Origin of the sequence: Streptomyces sp. NPDC004542 (genome assembly GCF_040610035.1) — a bacterium.
GTDB lineage: Bacteria > Actinomycetota > Actinomycetes > Streptomycetales > Streptomycetaceae > Streptomyces.
Map to the genome: position 1 here is coordinate 68,354 of NZ_JBEXLP010000003.1, position 25,562 is coordinate 93,915.

The 25,562-nt window shown below is 74.4% G+C and carries 1 protein-coding gene; it reads left to right on the plus strand.

All coding sequences use genetic code 11. The features are described from left to right. Positions 1–28: 28 nt before the first annotated feature. Positions 29–25,549, plus strand: coding sequence for an EndoU domain-containing protein (locus ABZX30_RS03055; protein ID WP_355928067.1), 25,521 nt, complete (start codon positions 29–31; stop codon positions 25,547–25,549). Positions 25,550–25,562 lie beyond the last annotated feature (13 nt).

A 25,562-nucleotide genomic window follows, 5' to 3' on the forward strand; every position in this document is an offset into this window, starting at 1 on the left:
CGGCACTAGCGGAAAGAACCGATTCAGCGTGGCGATCCAGGCTTCCCCGCCGGTCAACAACATGCTCTTCGTCCTCATCGGCGAGAAGCTGATCCAGGCGAACGAGGACCTGGCCCGGAACAGTCACGCCCCGTACCGGAAGCTGGCCCGGAACCTGGAGGAACTGTCCGACCTGATCGAGAAGTCGATCGGCAGCGCCGCCCGGGCGCTGCCGGCCCAGGCCGGGCAGAACTACGTGCGCGCGATGCGCATGTTCGTGGACGAGGGCGGGACCGCTCATCTCAAACAGTTCTCCAAGCAGTTGGACGACGTCGCCGACGGCCGGGTGCGGACCTCGTACCAGATCTTGGAGACCAAGTGGCAGATCATCGCCGAGGTGATCCGTCTCATGATGGAGCTGTTCGTGGTCTTCGCCCTGTCGGTGTTCAGCGGCGGGGCCGCGGCCGGCCGTGCGGCCGTCGCCAAGGCCCGCAGCCGGGTGGCGATCCTCGTCCTCATGGAGCAGCTCGCCCGCCGCACCCACGTGGCTCCGGTGCTCAGTGAGGCGCTGGAGGAGGCGTTCCAGTCCTTCGCCGTGCGACTGGGCATGATCGCGCTGACCGCCGGCGAGTTCGCCCCCAAGGGTTTCGACTGGAAGTCGATCGCCGCGGACGCCGTCATCGGCGGTATCGCGGGCGCCTTCATGGCCCCGATCGCCAAGGGGGGCCAGCGCGCCTTCGACGGACTGAAGAAGAGCTTCAAGGGGAGCACACCGGTCAAGAACGTCGCCGACGACGTCCTGCCCAAGGTCGTCGCGAAGCCGTCCCCCACGGCGGTCAACCACACGCCGGGCCTGAGGAAGGACGCCGGGGCCGGACTGCCGACACCTCCGGCGGGACAGCACCTGTCCGGCGGAAGCCAGGCCCTCGGCGAGGCCGGCGCGGAGACCGTGGCCGAGTTCCTGGGCGGCGGCCTCATGTACGGCAACTGGTCCTCGTCCTGGTCGTCGTTCGTGGGCGCGGGACTGAGCAACAGATCCGAACACCTGCTGCACATCGGTGCGGTGGGCTCGGGTACGTGGATCAACGGCACGTTCTCCGGCGCCCAGCCCGCCGGCCCGGTCAACGGGCCCGATGCCGGGCTCGGCGCCGAGGGCGAGGACGAGCAGGACACCCGCCCGGGCTCCCCGGTGACCGGCGGCGGAACGCACACCGGCGGCGGATCCGACCCGGCGTCGGCCGTGCCCACCGTCGGCGCAGACCTCATGGACCCGGGGCATCTCGACCCGGCGGTTCCCTCGGTTCCCTCGGTCCATGTCGGGGGCCTCGAGACACCCGGCGCCGCCACGGGCTCGGGCGGCGCCGGGCCCAGCGCGCCCGGTACGCCGTCCCCTCGGCCCGCCACGACCGCCGGGAGCCGCGCGCCGGCCGCGGACGGCACGGACACGCGGCCCGACACCGGACGCGACGAGGACGCCGAGCTCACGCCGCCGCACGGCACCGGCCCCGACGGCGCGGGGACCGGCGTCGGCGAACCGGGCGGTGCCGTATCCGCCGACCGGGACCCGGCGTCGTCCCCGGACACGGTCTCCGGCCCGGACGCCACCTCTCCCACCTCTCCCACCTCTCCGACCGGTCCGACAGGTCTGGATCCCGTCGCGGCCGCTCCGGCCGGTCCCGGTGCCGTACCGAACACCCCCTCGGCGGCCCCTCGGCCCGCCACGGTGGCGGAACCCGCGGCATCGGGCCCGGTCCGGGGCGGCTCCACGAATCCCCCGACGGCGCACCACGCCGCCGCCGGGGACGACACGGCCGCCGGGGACGAGACCGCCACCAGGGACGACGGCACGCCCACCGAGCCGGCGCACACCGACGGGCAGACCCCGGCCGCACCCGTCACCACCACCACCGACGTCGTGAGCACACCCGTCACACCCGCCACACCCACCGACGCGCAGGACCCGTCCGACCCGTCCGGCGTGCCCACCGCCCCGGTCGCCCTGCCCACCACGGCCCCCGACCGCACCACCGGCACCATGCCGCCCGTCCCGGCCCGCACCCCGGCCGCCACCACCGGCCCCACGGCGACCGCCCGGCCCACCAGCACCGCCGAAGACACCACCGCCGACGACACCACCGTCGCCGACGGCACGCCCACCGAGCCGGTGCACCCCGGGGGGCAGACCCCGGCCACCCCCGAAGACACCATGCCGAACGCACCCGTCAGCACCGGGACCGAGGCCGCCGACCGGGTCCACGGCCCGGTTCCGGCTTCCGGCCGGGTCCCCACGGTCTCCGGTGCCGGCACGCCGGCCGTGAGCGGCGCCGGTGCCGTCGGTGACGTACGAGCGGGTCAGGGACAGGGCGAGGCCCGCCCGTCCGAACGCCCCGTCACCGCGTCCGAGGCGTCCCCCGGAACCCCGGAGACCGTGCCTGCCGCGCCCGCGCCCGCGGGCGACGTGGCACCGGCGGTGGACTACGCCATGGTGCCCGGCGACGACTCCGCCCTTCCGGCGAGCCGCGAGGGCCGGCGGGCGGACGCGGCCGAAGGTGATCTGCTGGCGTCGGGTGAGGTGGGCACCGACCGCTGGATCCCCTTCGGGGCCGGCGAGGGGACTCCCGAGGCGTTCACCTTCGCCCCCGTTGCGCCCGGCACCCGCACGGTGACCCGGCTCGTCGACGGCGAACCCGTCGAGTCCGACGCGCCGTGGCAGGTCAGCCGCCCGCTGGGATCCGGTGAGCGGACACGGGTCGGCTACTCCTGGGCCCACTACCGCGGTGCCACCCCCGCGCAGGACACCGTCCACTTCACCCGCCGGGTGCGTCTGGTCGCCCGCGACGCGTCGGCCGAGCAGGTCACCGCCCTGCAGAACGGACTGCGCACGGCCCTGGACGACCTGGTCAACCGGCGCGGATACCGTCTGCCGGCGCTTCAGCCCGACCAGGTCACCGGCCCGTCCCTGCCGGGTCCGCTGCTGCGCGTCGACGTGCGCTTCGTCGACGCCCCCGCCGACGCCGACTCCGTCGTCACCGTCCATGACGGCCTGCCCGGCCGCGGGCGGTCCATGGTGCAGAACGCCTGGTACACCGGCGTCCACCCGGCCGCCTACGTCCACGAGATCGTCCACGGCCTCGGCGTCATCGACGACACCCCCGACCCGCGGGTCCTGCTCACCCCCGGCGGCCGCGGCGAACAGCAGCTCGCCCACGGTGAGTCCAGCCTCATGGGCCGCTTCACCGACCCCGCACGACAGAACTTCGTCCTCACCACCGACCACCTGAGGCAGATCGCCGACGTCCTGACCCCCTACCTCCACCACACCACGGCCCCCGACACCGCCACCGAGTCCGCCCCGCGCACCGAGTCCGACGCCGGAGAGGGCGCCGTGTCCGCCGAGGAGGACACCGTCGACACGGCGCCCCCCGTGGACACGAACAGGGTGCACCCGGACGAGCGCGACCACCTGGTCGTGGTCCGGGAGGAGAGGGTGTGGCGGTTCTCGAACAAGCGGCCCGAGCGGATCTTCCGTACCGGGTTCACCGCGGACTCCCCGGACAGCGTCGTCGGACTGTGGGAGTGGGCGGACGACAACCCCGACGAGGCGCCGTTCGTCTCCACCACCCGCGATCCCGAACTGTGGTACCTCCAAAGGCGCTACCGCTACGAGATATCCCCGCCCCTGGATCCCCGCGACAGCGAGGGAATCGACGTGGACGCGACCCTCAACCGGTTGCTCGAGCAGGGGCTGATCACCTCCGATTCCCCGTTCCCCATCGAGCAGGAGGTCGCTTTCACCGGCTCCATCCACCCCGCGGCCGTCGTCAGTGTCTACGACAGCGAGGAAGAGCGCACGGGTTTCTGGCATCCCGGCGAGAGGCGTGTCCACTGGGTCTCCGGCAACCTGGCGCAGGTACACCCGGACGACCGTCCGCATGTGGTGGCGACCGTCGAGGCTCAGCCGCTCTACCGGTTCTCCGACGCGAACCCCGCGGACGTCTTCACCGAAGGGCTCGAACCGGATGCCCCCAACAGTTTCGTCCGGCTGAGGGACTGGGTGGAAGCGGGCGGTCTTCCCGGACCGTACGTCTCCACCACGCGGGACGCCCGTCTCCCGAGAGCCGGTCGTTACCGCTACCGGATCGACCCTTCCCTGAACGCGTACCGCGCCGTGGTGGACGTCGCCGCCACGATGGAACGGGCCCGGCGGGCCGGCCACCTGCCCGCCGACTGGACACACCCCCGGCCCGGGGAACAGGAGGCCCTCTTCGTCGGCAGGGTCAACCCGGAGGCGGTCACCAGTGTCTACGACCGGGTCGAGCACCGCACCGGGACCCTGAACGAGGCCACGGGCGACATCGACTGGGTCGACGGCACGTTCGATCCGGACGACCTCGCCATGCTCTCCACGCTGCTCGGTATGGACGCGAACCCGGTCACGTTCGATCCGGACGACCTCGCCATGCTCTCCACGCTGCTCGGTATGGACGCGAACCCGGTCACGGGCGGCACCGACGGGGACGGCGGCGCCCTCGCTCCGGACTACCTCGCCCAGCTCTCGAGGCTGTTGGAGATGGACGGCTCCGACGGTGAGAGCTCCGTGGCCACGGACACATCGTCCGACGAGGAGGGCTTTGCCGACGCGGACGACATGGAGGTCGACTCCGACACGGCGCCCGCGGTCGACTACCCGACCGCCGAGGACAGCACCCGACCGGCGTACGGGCAGGACGGGGAGGGCGAGCAGGACGGTCAGCACGAGCAGGACGGTGACACCGCCGCTCCCGCAGCGGACCGGGGCGACGGGTCCGCGCCGGCGGACGCCGCCCGGGACGGGCTGGAGAGCGCCACCGCGGCCGGGCCTCCGGCCGACCTCACGCGCGCCAGAACCGAGTTCGAACAGCGTGTCGGCGCCCACCACCATGCCGATCCGGCGGCACTCGAGGCCGCACGCTCGGCCGTCGTGCGGCTGCGCGAGGTGCTGCACGCCGCCTACCCGCCTCCCGGCCACAGCGCCGAGGTCGTCGACGCCTCGTTCTTCACGACCGATCCGACCAGTGCGGGCCAGACGGCTCTCGACCCGGTTCTCTCCAGCACCGAGGCGCTCGACCGTCTGCTCGCCGGCGGATCGGTGCGCGAGCTGATGACGGCGTTCTTCAACGCCGCCGGGAAGAAGGCGCTGTATGAGGGGGACGCCGAGGTTCCTTCGCTGACCTCCGTGCTGCGCTCCGTACTGGATCCCGGTGACGGTTCCACCGCCGGCACCGGCATGCCGCTGGCCGGGCAGCTGGGTCTCGACCGTGCCGCACTGAAGACCTATGCCGACTTCCTGCACGGCGGTGCCCGGGACGGGCTCCGGAGGGAGATCGAGGCGGACCCCGAACTCCGCGCCCAGGCGTACCTCTTCGACGTCTCGGACCCCTTCGCCCTGGGAAGTCTCGCCGCCCACAGCACGACGGGTGCGGTCAAGGACCCCTGGGAGATCGTCCGGAGTCAGCTGTCGCGTGTCCCGCGGCCGGCCGCGGAGCGGGAGACCGGACCGTCGAAGAAGTCGCCCCGCGACTACACCTACCTCGGCGCCGGCCTGACGGACGGCGAACGGACCTTCCTGAGCCGGCACGAACGGCCGTTGTCGCTGGTCGGCTTCGAGATCGAGGAGATCCCGCTCGACACCCTTCCGCTCGACGAGACGGGCGACCCCGACGTCACCGAGATCCTGTCCCGCCCGAACGTGTCCGCCGTCGAGATCCAGCGGGCCGCCGCGCCGGCGGACACGCCGGCGGAACACGGTCCGGGCGTATCTCCGACGCGGCCGCGTCCTGACGTGGAGCGGGTCTTCGCCGTCGTACGGACCCCCGTCGCGGCCGACGCACGCCGCGCCGGTGATCTGAGGGACGACACCGAGCAGGGGCCGGAACTGCCCCTGAGCTGGGTCGAGGGGATCGCCTACTGGAGTCTCGACGAGCGGTCCCCGTGGTACCGGCGCTGGCACGTCCAGCACGGGATGCCGCTGGTCGCCGGAGTCTCCGGCACGACGCTGCGCATGCTCAGGGCCTTCCAGTGGCTGGGCGTCCGGAACGCGAACGCCGTCGACTTCCGCAAGGCCCTGATGGGCTGGATGCTCCCCGGCCAGGACCACTCGCTGTTCGAGATCGTGCGCGCCTCGCACCTGGCCGACGTCGGCTCGCCGCAGGAGGAGGCGGCGCTGAGCCAGGGCGTCACCGGCCTCTACACGATGCCCGGGGTGGTCCCCGCCGGGCTGACACCGCCGGACCCGGGGACCGCGACCGGGTCCGGCGACGTCCCGCCGGTCTCCGAGGCGGCCTCCGGCGGCGAGACGCTCCCTCCGGGCGACGCCGGTCCGCCGCGGGAGCCCGCGGATCCGGGCCGCCGGGGGAGTCCGGTGGCGGGTTCCCGGGAGGGCCTGCGGGCAGCGCCGTCCGGTGGCGAACCCGACGGGCCGGTCGCGGACCGTACCGGGACGGCTCGCGAGCGGTCCCTGCTTCGCATGGGAGCCGCCGGGGACTGGGTGCTCAGACGGGAGACGGCCGGGGCGCAGGAGGTGGCGCGCTTCGAGGTGCTGCCCTTGGACCGGACCACCCGGGAGGGCGGGACACCGGTTCGCTGGGTGGGCGCGCTCGGTGGCGCACTCGACATCAGGAGGTTCGAGGCACGCCGGTACCGGCTGCCCTCGGGGGAGTTCGCGACCAGCGCGGTGGTCCGCGTGCATCTGGAGCGGGACTTCGGAAGGTCCGTCTTCGTCTCCGACGAGCAGGTGGCACGTCTGCAGAAGTCGGCCCGGGAAGGCGTCGACGCGGTGTGGAACACCGGCCACCGGCTGCCCGACGGAGACGTCTTCCGGCTGGACCTCGAGTTCGTCACCGACCCCGGCACCGCCCATCACACGGTCACCGTGTACGACCGCGTCGAGCGCGCCAACCACGAGGAGTGGGGGACGAACACCGAGCCTCACACCATCGCCCACGAGGTGGGGCACCTGCTGGGCCTCGAGGACGAGTACCGCGAGGGCGACGAGTACGGTCGGCGCGCCGTGTACCTGGACCGGACGCTGATGGGGGCGAGCCACATCGACCCCACGGGCCGTTTCCTGGTGGACAGCGACCACGTGTCCGACGCCCCGCACGCGGGCGTGGGCGAGCTGCGGATCCCTCCCCGTCATCTGCGCCAGCTGGGCGCCGGCATCGAGCAGGCCCGGGAGCGGGCGGCCGGGGACGACGCGACGCCGGGCACGGCCGGCCACGGCGGCGCGGTTCCGGGCGCGGCGGATCAGGGAGAGGCGGAGAGCCGGCAGGACCAGCGGAGCCAGGAGAACCAGCGGAGCCGGCAGAGCGAGGGGAACGGGGCGGAGAGCAGGGCGGGGGAAGGGGCGGCCCGGAACAGGGCGGACCAGGACAGGGACCTGCTCCGGCCCGCTGCGCCACCGGCCCGGGCGCGGTTCTCGCTGGAGGTCCTGCGCGCGGTGCTGCACGGGGAGGCGCGGCCCGGGCGCGGTGGCCGTCTGGCACCGGGGGCCGCCTCGTCCCGCCCGAGGCCTCTGGTGCTGGACGGCACCACCCGTCCCAACGGCACCTACCGGGCCGAGTACCCGTGGGACGGGCCCTCGGGTGCCGAGGACGGCCGGCTTTCCGGCATCGGTGACCTGACCGGGGGCCACCGGGAGCGCGGTCTGATGATGTTCCCCGCGCACTGGACGGAGGAGGACGCGGTCTACGCGGCCGAGCAGGCGTACCTCCACGCCCTGCGGGAGGGGGCCGTCCGCCCCGCCCGGGACCGTGGCGCCACCCAGGTGTGGACCGGTGAGTACGCGGGCGTGCGGATCGAGGGGGAAGTCGTCGGGGGCGTCTTCACCGGTTTCCGGCCCAGTGACGACCAGCCCGGCAGCTCAGCCCCGGCCTACGCGCCGCCGGTGCCGCTCGGTACGCCGCAGAACGGCCCCGTCTTCGGGCAGCGGGTCGAGGACCTGGTCCGCTACGGCGACCGCCGCACCCTCAGCGGCGCCCACCACGCGCCCCGGGGCGACGAGATCCAGTACGGCCTGCTGATCAACCCCGGCCAGGCGAACGACAACGGGACCTACCACGCCGACGTCCGGTTCCTCGACCCCGCCGTGTCCCCCCAGGACGTCGAGGGCGTGACGCGCACGCGCAACTGGCGCCCGCACCGCGACGGCGACCAGCACGTGATGTTCCCCGCCGACTGGGCGCCGCACGAGGTGCTGGACGCCGTCGCGGCCGCCCACGAGGCGGCCGTGGCGCGGGGCATGACGAGGCCGGTCGACGACCGCGGCACCTCCCACTGGGGCGGCACGGCCCGCGGCGTGCGGATCGAGGGCCTGGTGCGGGACGGCCGGCATCTCGTCTTCCGGCCCACCGCGGTGCAGCCGTACCGGCGCTGGCCCGTTCTCGGGCCCGTCGGCGAGGCAGTGGAAGCCGTTTCGGTGTCCGGTGACGGGCGGTCCCTCCCGCTCGACGTCCGGCACGTGCTGTTCCCGGGCGGGCAGCAGGGCATCGAGCTGGTGATCCGGTTCCACCTGGCCTCCGAGCCCGGCACCGACACCGCTCAGCTGGACTCCCACTTCGACGGGTTGCGGAGGTCGACGGTCTCCGCCTACGCCCGGTCGTGGCAGCGGGCGGGGAGCGACGGCCCGCTGCTGCGGCTCGCCCTCGTCCGTGTCGACCGTGCCGAGGAGGCACACCACGTGCTGCCGGTCGGTCCCGAGGACCTGGACAGCCTGCCGCAGGCGCTCATGGAGCTCGTACCGACCTCGGACGTCCTGCGGGAAACCGTACTCGGCCTGCGGGACAACGGGGCACCGGGCGCCGACGGGTGGCGGCCGCCGGCCGACACCGATCCGGAACGCGGACAGGAGGAACTGCGCCGCGCGCTCGACCTGGCCGACCCCTTCGGCCGTCCCACCACCCTGCGTGAACCCGATCCCTCGGAGCGGGGTGACTGGCCGTCGCATCCCGCACCGCGGGACGAGGGCGAGCCGGAGCACACCGGGCCGGGCGACCGTGGCACGGCCCCCGACGGGGAGGTGCCCCGCCTCGACGCGGACGGGTATCCGCACGCCGGCGTGCGCTCGGCCCCCGCAGGGGGCGCACCGGGCCGGAACGGTCCGCGCGACGAGGGGGAGCAGCCCCGGCAGCTGCCCGAGGACCTGTCGGACCCGTCGGACCCGTCCGGCGTGGTGGCGTTCGGACAGGAGGCCTCCACGGTGCAGCGCACCGTCACGCCCGCGGCGGGCGGCTCCCGGTTCGACCTCGACCGTGCGGTGGAGGTCGCCCGTGGCGAGGTCGGACGGATCAGTCGCAGTACCCGGCCCTGGGTCGGCGCACGGGGGGGTCTGCTGGAAACCAGGCGCTTCGAGGTACGGCGGTACCGGTCGCCGGCGGGAGAGTTCCTCAGCCGTGTGCTGGTCCGGGTGGCGCTGGTGCCGGCTCAGGAGACGTCTTTCGCCCCCGAGCAGCTGAGCGAGCTGCGCCGGCGTGCCCAGAGCGGAGTCGACGGCCGGTACAACGCCGGATCGCGCCTGCCCAGTGGTGACCTGCTCAGGGTGGACCTGGAGTTCGTGGAGGATCCCGAAGCCGCCCACCACCGCGTGGTCGTGCATGACGCCATGGGCCGTGCCGACCACAGGAACTGGTCGGTCGACACGCAAGAGGAGATTCTGGGCCACGAGGTGGGACACCTGCTGGGCCTGGACGACGAGTACCGGGACGCACCCGAGGCCGGCGACCGGGCCGTCTACACCGACGAGCCGGCCATGGCCGGCTACACGGTGGACCGCAGAGGGCGCCCGAGGCTGGAGAGCGGCGTCCCCTTCGAGTCCGCCGCCCCGAGCCGGATGTGGGTTCCGCCCCGCCATCTGCGGCAACTGGGCGCCGCCGTCGACAGGGCGCTGGGCCCGGTGGAGTTCGGAGCCGACGGCGAAGTGGCCTTCCCCAGCAACGTCCCGGCGCGGGAGGACGGCCTGCCCGCCCGCGCGCACTTCCCCCTGGAGCTCCGGCGGACCGTGCTGTACGGGGACGCACGCACCGGGGCCGGCGGCCACCTGCCGCCCGGCGGCATGTCGGACCGCCCCCGCCCGGTCGCACTGGGACCGACCGGAGCCAACGGCACCTACCGGGCCGTGTACCCGGCTGCCGACGGCCGGACCCCGGGTCCCACGCCGGCGGAGCGGTCCCATCCGCTCGCCGGTGACCTCCACGGCAGGACCCGGGGACAGATGATGTTCCCCGCTCACTGGACCGAGGACGACGCCGTCTACGCAGCCGAGCAGGCGTACCTGGACGCCCTGCGCGAGGGGAAGGTCGTCCCGGCCACGGGCACGTACGGCGTCTACCTGTGGGACGGCGTGCACAACGGGACGGTGATCGAGGAGACCGTGCCGCTGGACGGGAGAGAGGGCTCCTACACGTGGGAGGGCGTGTACGCCGGGGTACGGATCGTCGGAGGTCTGCGGCACGGCGACTTCACCTGGTTCCGTCCCTCGGACGACCAGACCGACGCCGAATCGCCCCTGCCGGCCGGTCCGCCGCCCCGCGACCTGGTGGCCCCCGCCTACGCACCGCTGCCCGCGCTGCCACCGGACCAGCACGCCGTCCCCGGCTTCGGCCGCCGCGTCGAGGACGTGGCGAGGTACGGCGACCGGCGCACCCGCAGCGGCGCCCACCACGCGCCCGCGCCGGGCGAGGAGCGTCACCACGGTCTGAGCATCACGCCCGGCGTCCGGCACGACAACGGCACCTACCGGGCCGACGTGCGGTTCCTCGATCCTGCGCTGCGCGCCAACTCCGCGGAGCCGGTCTCGCCGACCGACTGGCGTCCGCACCGGGACGGTGCCGAACACGTCATGTTCCCCGCCGAGTGGTACCCCGGCGACGTGCTGGATGCCGTGGAGACGGCTCACGGCCGGGCGGTGCAGCAGGGTGCGGTCAGGGAGCTCGCCGACCGCACCCGCACCTGGCACTGGGTCGGCGAGGCGGCACGGGTCCGCATCGAGGGTCTGGTCCGCGACGGCCAGCATGTCGCGTACCGCCCCACCCTGGCGCAGCCCCATGTGCGATGGCCCGCGCACGAGAAGCCGATCGGCTCGACGGCTCCGGTGCCGGCCTCGTTCACCCGCAAGGGCCGCGAGTTCCGCTTCGACGTCCGGCACGTGCTGTTCGCAGGCGGGCAGTGGGGCCTCGACCTCACTGTGCTGATCCACCCGGTAACCGATCCCGGGTCCGAAGACCTCGTGAGCGGTCTCTGGGAGGGCGTGCGCACGGCGGCCCTGGCCTACAGCACCGTCGAGAGGGCGGACGGGGCACCGCTGGTCCGTGTCTCGCTGGCCCGTGCCGACGGCCTTCAGACCGCGCACTACGACCTCAGGGCGGCCTCGTTCCCCAACGGGAATCTCCTGGGGACGGTGAGTACCGCCGAGGACCCGGCAAGGCCGCACCTCTGGTTCAACGTCGCGCGCGGGGACACCGAGGCGATCGCCCGGCAGTTGCCCGCCCTGCTGGGCGTGACCCCGGACGGCGACGCCTTCCGGGACCTTCCCCGACTGCTGAGCACGCCCATGCCGGATGCCGACGCGTGGCGGCCGCCCGCGGACGCCGACCCCGAACAGGGACAGGAGGCCATCCAGCGCGCCCTGCGCGTGCCGGAGTTCGCCGAGCCGACCACGCTCCGCGAACCCGACCCCGCGGATGCCGGAGAGTGGCGGGAGCCCGACCCCTCGGATGCCGGAGAGTGGCGGGAGCCCGACCCCTCGGATGCCGGAGAGCGCCGGGAGCCCGAAGCGACGCCCGGTGGCATCGCTGCGTTGCTGAGACGCATCTGGGACGGCGTCACCACCCTCGGCGCATGGGCCGGACGGGTATGGCAGCTCGTCGTGGACTGGCTGCGCAGGGGAGTTCCGCCACGGCCCGCGGGCACCCGCGGGCAGAGTGAGGAGTCAGCGGGGACGGACACCCGGCCGGAGCCGGCGGTGCACACACCCGCCCAGGCGCCGGGGACGGTGGCTGCTCCCACCGCGGACCTGTCCGCTTCCCCCGCCCCGACCGGCCCCACCACGGCCGGTTCCCCGGCCGGCGCCCCGGCCGGGGAACCCGCGGTGGAGGGAATGCGATCGATCGACCACCACGTGACCGCGGACGCCTCCCGGCCCGGCCCGGGGACGGCCGGCACCGGCCCGAGCGCCCCGCCCCCCGACCCGGCCGGTGACGGCGAACCGGCCGGTACGGGCGACGACTTCGGTGCGCCCCCGACCGAAGACGCGCAGCCCACGCGGCAGGCCGATGTCTCCCCGGACGTGCCGGAGACACCCGGCGCACCGGACGCACCTGAGGCAACGGATGTACCCGGCGTGCCGGACTCGGCAGAGCCGGACGACGCCACCGTGATCGATGTCCCCCCGGACGCGGTGGAGATCGGCCGCGCCCCGGTCCGGCCGAAGCCGGGCGGAGAGTGGGTCGACACTCCCGGGGAGGGGCGTCGCTGGGTCGAGGCGCCGCGCCAGTGGGTCGGCAGGCCCTCGGGGGGAGCCCTCGGCATCCGGAACTTCGAGGCGCGGCGCTACCGGCTGCCCTCGGGTGAGTTCGCCTCGCGCGCGGTGGTCCGCGTGTTCCTCGACCAGGTGCCGCGGGAGCAGCTCCCCCAGGAGGTGATCGCCGAACTGCGGCAGCGCGCTCGGAAGGGCATCGCCGACAGGTGGAACACCGGCCACCGGCTGCCCAACGGGGACCTCTTCGGGGTCGACCTGCAGTTCGTCGCAGACCCCGGTTCCGCCCACCACACCGTGACCGTGCGTGCCGACTTCCCGCGGTCGAACCACGTCAACTGGGGAACCGACGCACCGTCCCACGTGCTGGCGCACGAGGTGGGGCACCTGCTGGGCCTGGACGACGAGTACCGCGAGGGCAAAGCCAACGGGTGGCGCGCCGTGTACGAGGACGAGGGGCTGATGGGCCCTTCGCTCCGGGACGGCCGAGGCCGCCCCGATGTGGACAACGACCACGTCTCCGGCGTGGACCCGGGCCGCATGCGGATTCCTCCCCGGAATCTGCGTCAGCTGGGTGTGTGGATCGAGGCCGCCCTGAAGACGGCCGGCCGCCGGACCGCGCACGAGGGGGCCTTCGCCGGCGAGGACGCGCCGCGCCCGGGCGTGGACGGACTGCCCGGCCGCGCCGACTTCGCGCTGGACGTGCGCAGGTCGGTGCTGTACGGCGAGGCCCGCACCGGTGGCGGCGGACGGGTGACGCCCCCGCCCGGCTCGGACCGTCCCCGGCCCGTGGCACTGGAGGGCACGGTCAACCCCAACGGGACCTACCGCGCCGTCTACCCGGACATGCACCGGCGAACGCCGCGGGACGGCACCCCGGACTCCGCCGCAGGCGATCTCCTGCTGCCCGCGCGGCCGGAGAAGGGGCTGATGATGTTCCCGGCCCACTGGACCGAGGACGACGCCGTCTACGCCGCCGAACAGTCCTACCTGCACGCTCTGCGGGAAGGCGCCGTCGAGCGCGTGCCCGGCCGGCCCGGTGTTCACACGTGGACCGGCGAGTACGCCGGCGTCCGGATCGAGGGAGAGGTCTCACACGGCGTCTTCACCGGCTTCCGCCCCAGCGAGGATCAGACCCGCATGTCCGTCCCGCCCCACGCCGCCCCTCCGGCACCACCCGCCCACCCCCACAGTGGTCCGGCCTTCGGCCGGCGCGTGGAGGACCTGGTCCGCTACGGCGACCGTCGTACCCGCACCGGAGCCCACCACGAACCCACGGTGGGACGCGACGAGCAGGACAGGTTCCACGGTCTGCGGTTCCACCCCCTTCGGGAGCACCACAACGGCACGTACGACGCCAGGGTCCTCTTCCTCGATCCCGCGCTTCCGGTGGGCGAGGACCGCTTGGTCCTGCCCTTCGGCTGGCGCGAACACGTCGACGGCGACCGGCATGTGATGTTCCCCCGCGAGTGGGGGCCGGCCCGGCTGCTGGAAAACGTCGAGCACGCGCACGCCCTTGCCGTCGCGGCCCGCATGGTCAGACCGGTCGACGACCGCGGCACGTACCACTGGGTCGGCACGGCCGAGGACGTCCGCATCGAGGGCCTGGTACGCGACGGCCGTCACCTCGCCTTCCGCCCCACCTTTGTCCAGCCGCACACCAGCTGGCCCCGGTCCGGACCGGTCGGCGAGGTGACGGTCCCGCCGGAGACGGTCGACCGGGGCGGCCGGGCCGTCCTCCTGGACGTCCGGCATGTGCTGTTCGAAGGCGGGCAGCGGGGCATCGAGCTGACGATGAGAGTCCGTCTGGACCCCGGTCCCGGAACCGACCCGGCACAGATGGAGGAGAACTTCCACCGGGCCGGGAACCTGCTGACCGCCTCCCTCACCCCGCAGCTGACCGGGATACGCGTGGACGGCACCCTGGTCGGGCTGTCGCTGGTGCGCGCCGACGGCGACGAGCGGGCACCCGTGCTGTCCGTGACCGGGAACGACCGGAGCAGGATGATCGCCGGGATCAGCGGTCTGGTCCCGGGGGTCGTCGAGCTGCGCGCCTTGGCCGCGAGGCTGGTGAACGGCTGGACGCCGCCCGCCCACGCCTGGCGGATGCCCGCCGGCACAGCCCCGCAAGACGGATTCCAGGCCCTGCGCCGGGCCGTCGACCGTCTCGCCCTGGCCGACCCCTTCGGCCGGCCCACCACACTGCGTGAACCCGATCCCTCGGACAGCGGTGACTGGTCCTCGCGCGTCACGCGACCTGCCGTGTCGGCCCCGCCGGAGGAAGCCGACCTGCCGGGCGACACCGGGGGCGGTCCGTCCCTGCCGTTCGGTCCTGTGCGGGCTGTCGAGGGGGGTGTGCCGACGGCGCCGGATCTGTCGGACGAGGGCTGGGGTGGTGTGTCTCTGCCGTTCGGTCCTGTGCGGGCTGTCGAGGGGGGTGTGCCGACGGCGCCCGACCTGTCGGACGAGGGCTGGGGCGACGACACCGCTGAGTCCGGTCTGCGAAGCGCCACGCAACAGCGGTCTCCCGCGTCGGCCGAGTCGAGTGCCGCCCCTGCCGCGGAAACCGCGGACACGGGCGACCACGCCGAGGATCCCGTCCAGGCGCGGGCCCGGTTCGAGGCCGAGCTCGGCGCCCACTACCACTCCGACCCCGCCGCGCTCCACGCAGCCCGCGCGGCCGTGCAGCGCCTGCGTGAGGTGCTGCGTGCCGCCTACCCGCACTACTCGCCGGAGTTCGTCGACGCCGCGTTCATGAGCACCGACCCCACCGCCCACGGGCAGGTCGGGCCCAGCCCGGCGACGCGGAACGACGAGGAGTACTCCAGCACCGAGTGGCTCGACATGCTCCTCGAGGACGGCACCGTCGACGAGACGATGACGGCCTTCTTCAACGCCGTGGGGAAGAAGGCGCGGTACGAAGGGGACGGCTTGACCCCGTCCATGACCCACGTCCTGGAACAGATCCTGGGTTCCTGGTCCGCCGGCAGCGGCGATCCCTCTCACGCCGTCCGCACGCGTGCCCGGGACATGGGACTCGACGGAGCGTCGCTGGCCGCCTACGCGGACTTCCTGCACGGTGAGCGCCGCCCGGCGCTCCGGCAGGCGGTCCTCGACGATCACGAGATCAGCGGCCAGGCCGCCCTGTTCGACCGGGCGCCCTTCGCCCTGGGAAACCTCGCGGCCTTCAATCCGCGGGGCACCGCCAAGGACCCGCTGGAGGTCGCCCGCAGCCTCCAGGCGCGGGTCCGGCGGCCGGACCCCGGGGAACCGGGACCGCTGACGATGACACCGCGGGACTACCAGCGTCTGGGCATGCCGCTCACCGACCGTGAGCTTGATTTCCTGTGGCGCCACGAGCGGCCGCTGACCCTGGTCGGTTTCGACATCAGGGACATCCCGCTGCAGAGCCTGCGGTTCGACCAGGAGAGCGGCGATCCCCTTGTCGCGCACCTCCTCGACGAACCCGGTGTGGTCAGGGTGGAGGTCAGGCGCGGTTCCTCTGCCGACGGTCCGGCACGCGGCCCGGTCGAGCGGGTCTTCGCCGTCGTGCGCAGCACCAAGAGGGTGGGCGGCCTGCGGGGGGCCGATCTGGTCTCCGAGGACGAGCAGGGGCCCGAGTTCCCCCTGGGCTGGATCAGCGGGCTGGCCCGGTACGACCTGGACGAGCGGTCGTCCTGGTACCGGGAGCGGCACGCCGACGAGGGGATACCGCTGGTGTCCGGAGTCTCCGGAACGACCCTGCGGATGATGCGTGACTTCCAGTGGCTCAGGGTGCGCGACGCGGACGTCTTCGACTTCCGCAAGGCGTTGCTCGGCTGGATGCTCCCCGGCCGGGACCACTCCCTCTACGAGGTCATGCGCGCCAGCCAGCTGGCCGACGTCTCCACCCCCGAGGAGGCGGCCGCTCTGGAGGGAAACATCGACGACCTGTACGCCGTCCCCGGGCTCGTTCCCGACCACCTCACCCCGCCCGGTGGCCGACGCGTCGCCGAGCCGGACTCCGGAGACGACGCGGAGCGCCTCTCCGACTCCCTCGCGTCGCGGGAGTGGGAACGGCACATGGCCGACGCCCACCAGCCGGACGGCGGCCGGTGGTCCCTGGACTCGGACGCCTCCGACGAGGAACCGGACCACGCCGAGCCGGAAGCGGGGGGCCGGCGCTTCGCCCGGTACTCGCCGGCGACGAAGAGCACCGCCGGATCGGCGGACCCCGGGCGCCTGCGCGCACGGGAAACGGCTCCGGCGCCGTCGCACGCCGCACCCCAGCCCTCCGTAAGCACGACAGACGCCCTGATCGAGGACGGTGCGACGCCCGGCCCGGCCGACCCGGCCGATCCCCTCCCGTCCCCCACCGGCACGGCGGACGTCCGGCCGCAGGACGGCCCGGCACCCGGGCCGCAGGCTCCCGCGGACTCCGCGGAGCGGCCCGGCAGTGCGGACCTGGCGCCCACCGACACGCCCGCCTCCTCCCCGCGCCCGGGGGACCCGGTAAGCCCCCTGCGGGAGGACGGCCCGGCGCCCGAGCCCGAAGGAGACGAGGAGCGGCCGGAAGCCGGCGGTACCACCAGCGGGCCGGAACCGGCGGGCCGGGACGCCGCCCCCCGGGAGCGGACTTCGGGCCCCTCCCGTATCGAGACGCAGCTCGACACGCACCGCCCGCCCCGGGTGGACCGCACGATGCCGGCGCCCGCCGAGGAGGCCGGGCCGGTGGTCTTCGCCGACGGCAGCCGGCTCCCCGGGTACCTGACGTCCGGGTACGCCACCGGGGGCGACCGGTCCCGCAGCTACGGCCACAGCCGGGTCGCCCTGCGCGGCGCCGACCTGGTGGTGGCGGAGATCACCGCGCGGCTCGGCGGCCGGCCCGCCGAGCCCGGCCTGGACGAGGCGCTCGACGACCTGCGCCGGGCGCTGGGCACCACACCCCAGGTCTTCACCGGCGACGGATACGAGTCCCCGTCCTTCGGAGATCCGGCGGGGAGGTCGCTGCGGGTGGTCACCCGTCCGCACGGCAACTGGGAGCGGTTCACCGACGTCCATCCCACCCCCGTCAAGATCGACGCCGCCCACCGCAGCCAGGTCGGCGACGGCCGGGCCGGCGTGGGGGGCACCAGGGCGAAGGCCGGGCTGGGACTCACGGTCGGCCCCCCGTCGGGGACGGCCGGGTTCGGCCGCGTCACCTTCTCCGTGGGCGTCGCCGAGTCCCACGAGCACGCCGTACAGGACCAGACGCTGAGCCAGGTGGAGAGCCGGGCGGCGGAGAGCTCGCACCTGCACCTGGACGACGTGCGGTACGAGGTCACCGTCGTCGGCCCGGCCGCCGGAGCCTCTCCGGCGGCCGGGCCCGGCTTCGCCTTCTCGGTGCGCAACGGACTGACCGTGCGGCTCGCCGACAGCGCCACCTCTCCGGCCGAACCGGGGCGGGTGCCGAGGCGGATGACGCTGGACGCGCACGCCGACTACCGGCTGGTGCACACCGAGGGCTACGGACCGCTCAGGGGTCTGCGGGACCGGCTGGCGACCCAGGTCGGTGCCGGGCCCGGCACCGAGGCCCACGCCTACCTCTCCGCCTTCTTCGGCGCGGAGCACTTCCATCGGGCCGCCGACCGGCTGGCCAGGGGCGGCGTCACCACGCAGGTGCTGTACGACGAGGACGGGGCGCCGCTCGGCGCGTTCGTCGTGGACCGGGTGGTGCCCGGGGAGGCCGTCCTGCTCACCGAGAGCCAGGCCGTCGAGATGCGGCACACGATCCAGCAGACGGGCAGGAACGAACGGACGTACTCCCGCTCCTCCTCTCTGGGCGTCGAGGTCACCGCCGGCCCCAGCGCGGATCTGGGGATCCTCGGCAAGTCCCTGGTCGGCGGCGTCCTGGGCCGGGAGCGCACGGTCACCCACAGCAGTGCGTTCGGCGGCTCCGGCGCCCGCAAGGTCGTCGGCCGGGCGAAGAACGTGCCCACCGTCCTGTACCAGGTCCGCAAGACCGTCCATGTGCGCCGCAGCGGCAGCGAGGAGGTCATCCGGTTCGAGACCTGGAGTCTGGACCGGATGACCCACACCGAGGCCCGCCGGCTGGCCGGCTGGGACGACGGCACCACCCTGCGCGCCCGGCACGGCAACGTGCCACCTCCCCCGGCGTACCTGACCGACGACCGCCCCGCCCTGCTGGGCATGTACCGGGCCGAGGAGTTCCGCTGGGAGGACGGTGAGACACCGGCCGGCGCGTCGAGGGGCTGGCTGGGAACCTTCACCGACCAGGTGGTCCGCGCCGCCGCCCAGCGGTACCCGGGCGTCCTGGCGCCGCTGGCGGAGTTCACCGATCCGGCCGATGCCCACTGGCGCGACCGGGAGCACTTCGCCATGGCGCTGGAGAACACCCTGCGGGTGTACAACGCCCTGTCCCACCACAGCGTCGCCGGCAACCTGGAGGTGATCACCACCACCGGGCTGTCCGTCTCCCTGGACGTTCCGCGGGCCACCTGGACACGTTCGCAGCTCACCCTTCGCGTCAGCGGCGAGCTGACGCGGCGTCGCTACGAGGGAACCCAGAACGACCTGATCCTGCGGGCCAGCGCCCCGGGCACGGAGCGGCTGGACGGCTCCTCCGCGGTGAACGACACCACGAGCTGGGGCCTGGAGGCGCGGGGCGGTGTCACGGACCACGCCGTCGTCTCGGGCCGCGCGATGTGGGCGCGCAGTCGGGGCCACGGCACGCAGTACGGGGCGAGCGTGTCCTTCGAACCCCTGGCCGCCAGTGCCCGCCCGTCCCACCTGCACAGCTACCGGCTGAGCCTGACGGCAGCCATCGAGGGCTTCGCCCGCTACCGGTCGGTGCCGAGAGCGCTGTCGCTCGGCGGGCTCGGAGCGCTGCCCCAGGAGAGCCATGACCTGATCGGGGGCGAGGCGCGTACGCCGTTCACCGGCCGCGTCGTACTGGCCGTACCGGACGAGCACACGATCCCGGCTCCCGATGCCGAACCGGGTGACCGGACGGCACCGGAGGCGGAGAGGGAGGTGGAGGCGGCCGGCCTGCCGGACCCGCGGTCAACGCCCGAAGCCGACTCGTCGCAGGGCGACACGCGCCCCGCACCGGACGAGCAGCCGGTCCCGGTCGAGCAGCCGGTACCGGTCGAGGAGCAGGTGCTGGGTGAGGAGCAGGTGCTGGGTGAGGAGCAGGTGCCGGAGGAGCAGCCGGTAACGGTCGAGGAGCCAGCCCCAGGTGAGGAGCTGGCCCCGGTCGAGCAGCCGGTGCCGGGTGAGGAGTCGGCGCTGGTCGGGGAGTCGGCCCTGGTCGAGGAGCCAGCGCCGGGTGAGGAGCTGGCCCCGGTCGAGCAGCCGGTGCCGGGTGAGGAGTCGGCCCTGGTCGGGGAGCCGGCCCTGATCGAGGAGCCAGCGCCGGGTGAACAGCCGGCCCCGGAGGAGCAGCCGGCCCCGGAGGAGCAGCCGGCCCCGGAGGAGCAGCCGGCCCCGGAGGAGCAGCCGGCCCCGGAGGAGCAGCCGGTGCCGGGTGAGCAGCCCGCGCCCGACGCGGAGTCAGTCGTCTCCTTCCGGCTTCTGAGCGCGGAGCGGGCGCGTGCCCTGCTGGACGGCCTACCGGCCCCCGACGGCGAGGCACGGGAGGGGGACGTGTTCGGCGGCCACGCCCATCAGACCGTCAGCGTGGGCTCGCCCCTGGCGCTCGCCCGTGCCGCCCAGAACCTCATGGCAGGGCTGTCCGGCGGCGCCTGGCACTTCACGCGCACCGGGGCCGTCCCGCACGACGCCATGGTGCGGCTCTTCCAGTCGCACGCCCTCACCAGCGGCTTCGACCAGGCGTCCGGTCCGGTCGGATCCCGGTCGGTGTTCTTCGCGGAGGGCCTGCTGCGGCACCGCGTGGGCGAAATGGTGCACCAGGTCCGGGTCCAGAACCTGCGCGTGATCTCCAAGCCCGCCAAGATGGGCACCGAGCTCGCCATCGGCACCGACCTGATCATCGCGGGATCGGCCACCACGGGCAGCAGCTCCATGCTGGCCCTGACCGCCGGCGGCAGGTACAGCACGAACCCGGGCGGCACCGAACTCACCTCGACGCACGGGCTGCGCTACGGCCGGGGCCGCTCGCGGACCGAGACCGTCGGCGTGACCCGCACGGTCACCTGGGACGCCAACGCCGACGACGGCGGCCACAAGGTCCTGGTGACCGGTGACACCCGGCACGACGTCGCAGGCTCCGTCCGCATCAGCGGGCTGCTCCGCCCGGTGCTCGCGCCCTTCCACCGCGGCGGTCCGGCCGGTGTCCGGCTCACCCTCCCGAACAGCTACCTCGGCCACCTCGCGGAGAAGACGGCCCACCGGCTCGGGCTGCTGCGGGACGGCCTCGGCGCGGTGCCGCCGTACACGTCGCACGCGTGGACCACCGCCACGTGGTGGCACGACCATCCGTTCGGCTCGTACCCCGTCAACTCCCTGGAGGTCACCCAGGTGCTGGCCGCCTTCGACCGGCGGTTGCGGGACTGGGGGGTCCCGGACGCGGACCGGGAACGGGTGCGCTCCCTGGTGACCCCGCGCGCCCTGCGGGCCCTGCGGGAGCAGATGACCGCCGGTGGCAGCACGGGGCGTACCCGGGTCGGCCGCTGGATCATGGGCGTGCGCCTCGGCAGCCGCGTGGGCGCCCTGCGGATCGAACTGGTCGCCGAGGAGTCGCATTTCGACGGCCTCGACCACGGTGTGAACATCGAGGACACCCGGACCGCGGCCGTGACGGAGGCGCGCGGCGGCTCGACGGGCAGGTCGAGGGCTTATGGGGTCGGCATCACCGAGACCGTGGTGACGGTCCCGCCGCAGCCGGAGCCGCGGCCGGGCGAACTGGTGTCGGTTCCCACGACGTTCGACGGGTCGGTCGTCACCTCCGAGCAGAGGTCGAGGAGCCTCTCCCGCACGCAGACCCGGACGCAGCGGTTCTACGCCCGCGAACCCCACGCCCAGTACCGCACCGGGTACCGGCTCCGGCTGAAGCTGGACACGGGGCGGGGCACTCCGATCAGCGAGGAGGACACGGTCGGCACGCTGCGGGAGTACGTACCGCTCAGCCTGACCGTCCCGGCGCGGCAGTCGGTGCCGGCGGACGACCCGCTCGGTCCGCCCGCCGTGGCCCGGCCGCCGCGGACCGTCGCCCGGTGGGCGCCCGGTGCCACCGAGGCCGCGTTCGAAGCCTGGCAGTCCACCGCGCTGCCGGACGGCACCCGCGGTCCCTTCCGGCCGCCCGCCGTCGGCTGGATGGTCCGCAGGGTCGTGGGCCTGGACACCCTGCGGGCGGCCGCCACCCTGGCGCTGGCCGAGGCGTACGGGGTTTCCGTGGCCCCTCACGCCGACGGCCGGCGGGAGCTCAGCGGTCAGGGCCTGGACGCCGCAGTGGCGAGGGCCGGCGGTACCGGGCTCACCCGGACCGGTACCGCCGCGGCGCTCGCTCTCGACAACGCGACCCGGGACGCCGCCCTGGCGGCCTTCTTCGCGGAGAGCGCCACCCCCGAGGGCTACACGGTCCCCGGCCTGACCGAGGAGGGGAGCGCGCACGGCGACTTCCGTCTCCACTCCCGGCCGGACCTGGCCGGGGCCACCCTGCTGGCTGTGGTGCCGGAGAGCACGATGGAGATCGCGGAGCGCGAGGTGGCGGCCACGGGCGGGGCCCGGTCCCGCGTGAGCGGGTACGACGCAGCCATCGGCGTGGCGCCGACGGTGGCCGCGAGGACCGTCGGGAGGGTCGCCCCCTCCGGCAACGTCACGGGGCCCAACGTGTCCGCCACCGACCGCTGGACGCAGGGCGCCGCGGACGGCACCCAGTTCACCGAGAAGCCCGCGGGCCGGAGTTTCGTGTTCGCGGTCCCGACCGACTGGCTCGGCGTCGCCGACGTGGAGCGCTCCCGTCATCTGTTCGGCCGGGTCCGCCGCGTCCGGGCCGTCGAGACACGGACGCAGCTGATCACGCTGGTGCACGAGGACACGGCCCGCGAGCTGGGCCTGATCCACGAGGCGAACTTCCCCGCCCGGGTCGCGGACGCCTGGAACCAGGTCACCAAGGCGTCCAAGGCCTGGATCGCCGCCGACGAGGCCTACTGGAACAAGCGCCGCACTCTCGCCGACCAGCCGGAGACGGCGCCGGGGCAGGCCGGCAGCGACCTGGTGGCCGTGGTGAAGCGGCGGCTTCTGAAACCCCTCCTCGACGAGGCCGAGGCCGCGGCCGCGGAGTTCCACCGGGTCCGGGCGGCGGCGGACCGGCTCACCCGCTGGCACCAGCTCCCCCCGGAGCCGGGGCGTTCCGGTGGTCCGGAGCGACGGCGGGGCCTCACCGAACCGCCGCCGGTGGTGTACGAGGCGCCCCGGCGGGCCGGGCAGGCCGGCGGCCTACCGGCCCCCCGCTACGCGCAGCCCGACGGGGTGCCGGACCTGCTGGTCTCACCCGAGGGCGTGTTCTACACGGTCCGTGACGTCCCCGCCGACGGTGACGGGTTCTTCCACGCCCTGGCCGAGGGGGTGTACCAGGCAGTCCCGGAGGAGGCCGGGCACTGGGCGACGGCGGCGGACCGTCAGGAGATCGTGCGCGACCTGCGGGGCCGGCTCGCCGAGGAGCTGGACGACCCGCGCAACGCCGACCTGCTGGACTTCACGTCGCCCGACACGAGGGACGTGTTCGACGGCGCGGAGCTGGGGGAGAGCGGGGTGGCCTTCGGGCCCAACTCGCCGGAGCGCCGCGAGTTCGAGGCCTCGGGGCTCATGCCGCTGCACGCCGAGCTGCCCGCCGGACAGCGCGCCGCTCTCGCCCGGGCGCAGCTGCTGCGTTCCGGTGCCGCCGCGAAGGACGCGGGCTGGGACCACGGCGCGGCCGACCTGCTGCCCGCGCTGGCCGCGCGGCACTTCGCGGCGCGGATCACGGTCGTCCGCGAGGACGGCGCCTTCCAGGACTTCACGCCGCCGCCCTCCCGGATCCCGGAGACGGAGCGGGAGGCCCTGCCGCGCGTCGTGCTCCAGCTCAGGGACCGGCACTACCGGCCGGCTCTCCCCGCCGGAGAGGACCCGCGCACGCCTGCGCTGCCCGTGCCGTCGCCCGCGGCGGCCACCGCTCCCGGGGCCGGCGGGACCCCGGCCGGACGCCCGCCGCGCCCCGCCCACGGCTCCGTGCCGTGGACGGCAGGCTCCGGTGCCTGGCGCCCCGCCTTCACGCCGGGGAGGGCGCCGTCGCTGACCGGCCCGGACGGCACGGTCCACGCCCTCGTCGCACCCGAGGGCGACGGCAACGGCTTCTGGCCCGCCGTCGCCGCCGGCCTGCCGGGGCTCACCGAGGAGGAACGCGCCCTGCTGCCGACCGGGCCGGCCTCGGCCCGGGCCGGGGACGCCCCGGGTGCGGCCGCCCCCGACAACGGCCCCTGGGACGACGCCACCGAGCAAGGCGCGGCCCGGTACGCGGCCGATGTCCTCGGCGCCGACGTCACCGTGGTCGCCGAGGACGGCACCGTTCGCACCCGTGCCGACGGCAACGGGCCGGAACGGCGCTCGGTGGTCCTGTACCGGAGAGGCGGAGAGTACCTGCTGGCCCGGCCGGAGCGCACGGCCGCCGACGGTCCCGCGACCCGTCCGCGCGACGCGGCCGAAGCCGCCGGTGGCGCCCGGGGCCAGACCGGGGACGCACGCGACACGCCGGCCCTCGACACGGGGGGCACCGCCCACGGCCGCCCGGAGCACACCGGCGCCACCGATGCCGCAGGGGCCGTAGGGGCCGTAGTGACGCCGGAGGCGGCGGAACAGCGGTACGGCATGCCGGCGAAGAACTTCGACAAGTTCCGCTGGTTCGCGGCGGAGCACGGCCTCGTGATCGACGTCCGGCCCACGAACCCCACGGCACCCGCCTGGCTGGCCAGGGGTGCGCTGCCCAAGCCCAAGGAGATCAAGGCGAAGACGATCAGTGAGCTGGACGTGCTCCTCGGCGCCGGACCGCAGGACGTCGGGCTGGTCGGCTACTTCCAGCCGACGGAGCCCGTGCGTTCCCCCGGCCTGGACGACGCGACGTGGCAGCGGCTCCTCGAGCGCTACGACCAGCGGCTGCGCGAGTTCCAGGAGCTGGCGCCGGCCATGGCGCGGCTGGAGGCCGAGGGCTTCTGCGCTGTCCGGGACGGTGTCGTCTTCGGCCGTGACGGTGCGGGGGCCGAGCGGCCGTTCACCGGTGACCACGATATCTTGGACCTCTCGACCCCGGGCGGCTCCAGGCTGACTCCCCGTTCGTACGACCGGCTCGTCGGCGAGATGCGGGCCAACGACATGGGCGTCATGCACGGGGCGCACACTTACTGGCCGTCGCCCAGGTCGCCGTACAGCGAGAAGGTGTTCACGAAGATCCTGGGCTCCCACCTGCCCGGTGGCGAGCCGCTGATGCGGTTCCGTCCCGGGAATGTCAACGCCCGCCTCGCCTGGTGGGATCCGTCGGCGATCTCCCTCGCCGGTCCGCACCGCCGGGCCTCGCACGCCGGACAGAGCGAGCTGTCCCCTGGCGACGCCTCCCCAGCGGACGACGGCTCCGCCGCAGGACCCACGACGTCGCAGAGCGACGTGGAGCCGAGTCCCGCGGAGGCGGTTCGTGTCGAGGCGAGTCCCGTGGAGGCGGGCCGCGTGGAGCCGAGTCCCGTGGAGGCGGGCCGCGTGGAGCCGAGCGTCGCCGCGGAGCTGCGCGCGCTGCTCGACTCCCCGGAGGTGCTGGCCACGCCCGTGGGGCAGCACGACGTCGAGGGACTGGGCTACGCTCCCGAGGCCGCGGCCTTCTGGCAACTCACGGGAGACGCGCAGCGACTTGACGAGCTCGGGCTCAGTCCGCAGGACCGTGAGCTCCTGCTGCGCCGGAACCCGGCTCTCTTCCCCCCGCAGGTGCAGGCCGCATTCGCCCGGCTGACCACCCTCCGACAGCCCGCGGCACCCCAGCCGCGCGAACGGGTGGAACCGGCTGAACCGGCCGAACGGGTGGAACCGGCCGAACCGGCAGCACCCGTTGCCGCGGCGGCGGGCCCGGAGTCCACCACCGCACCTCCCGCAGCGCGCATCTGACGGTGCCTCCGGT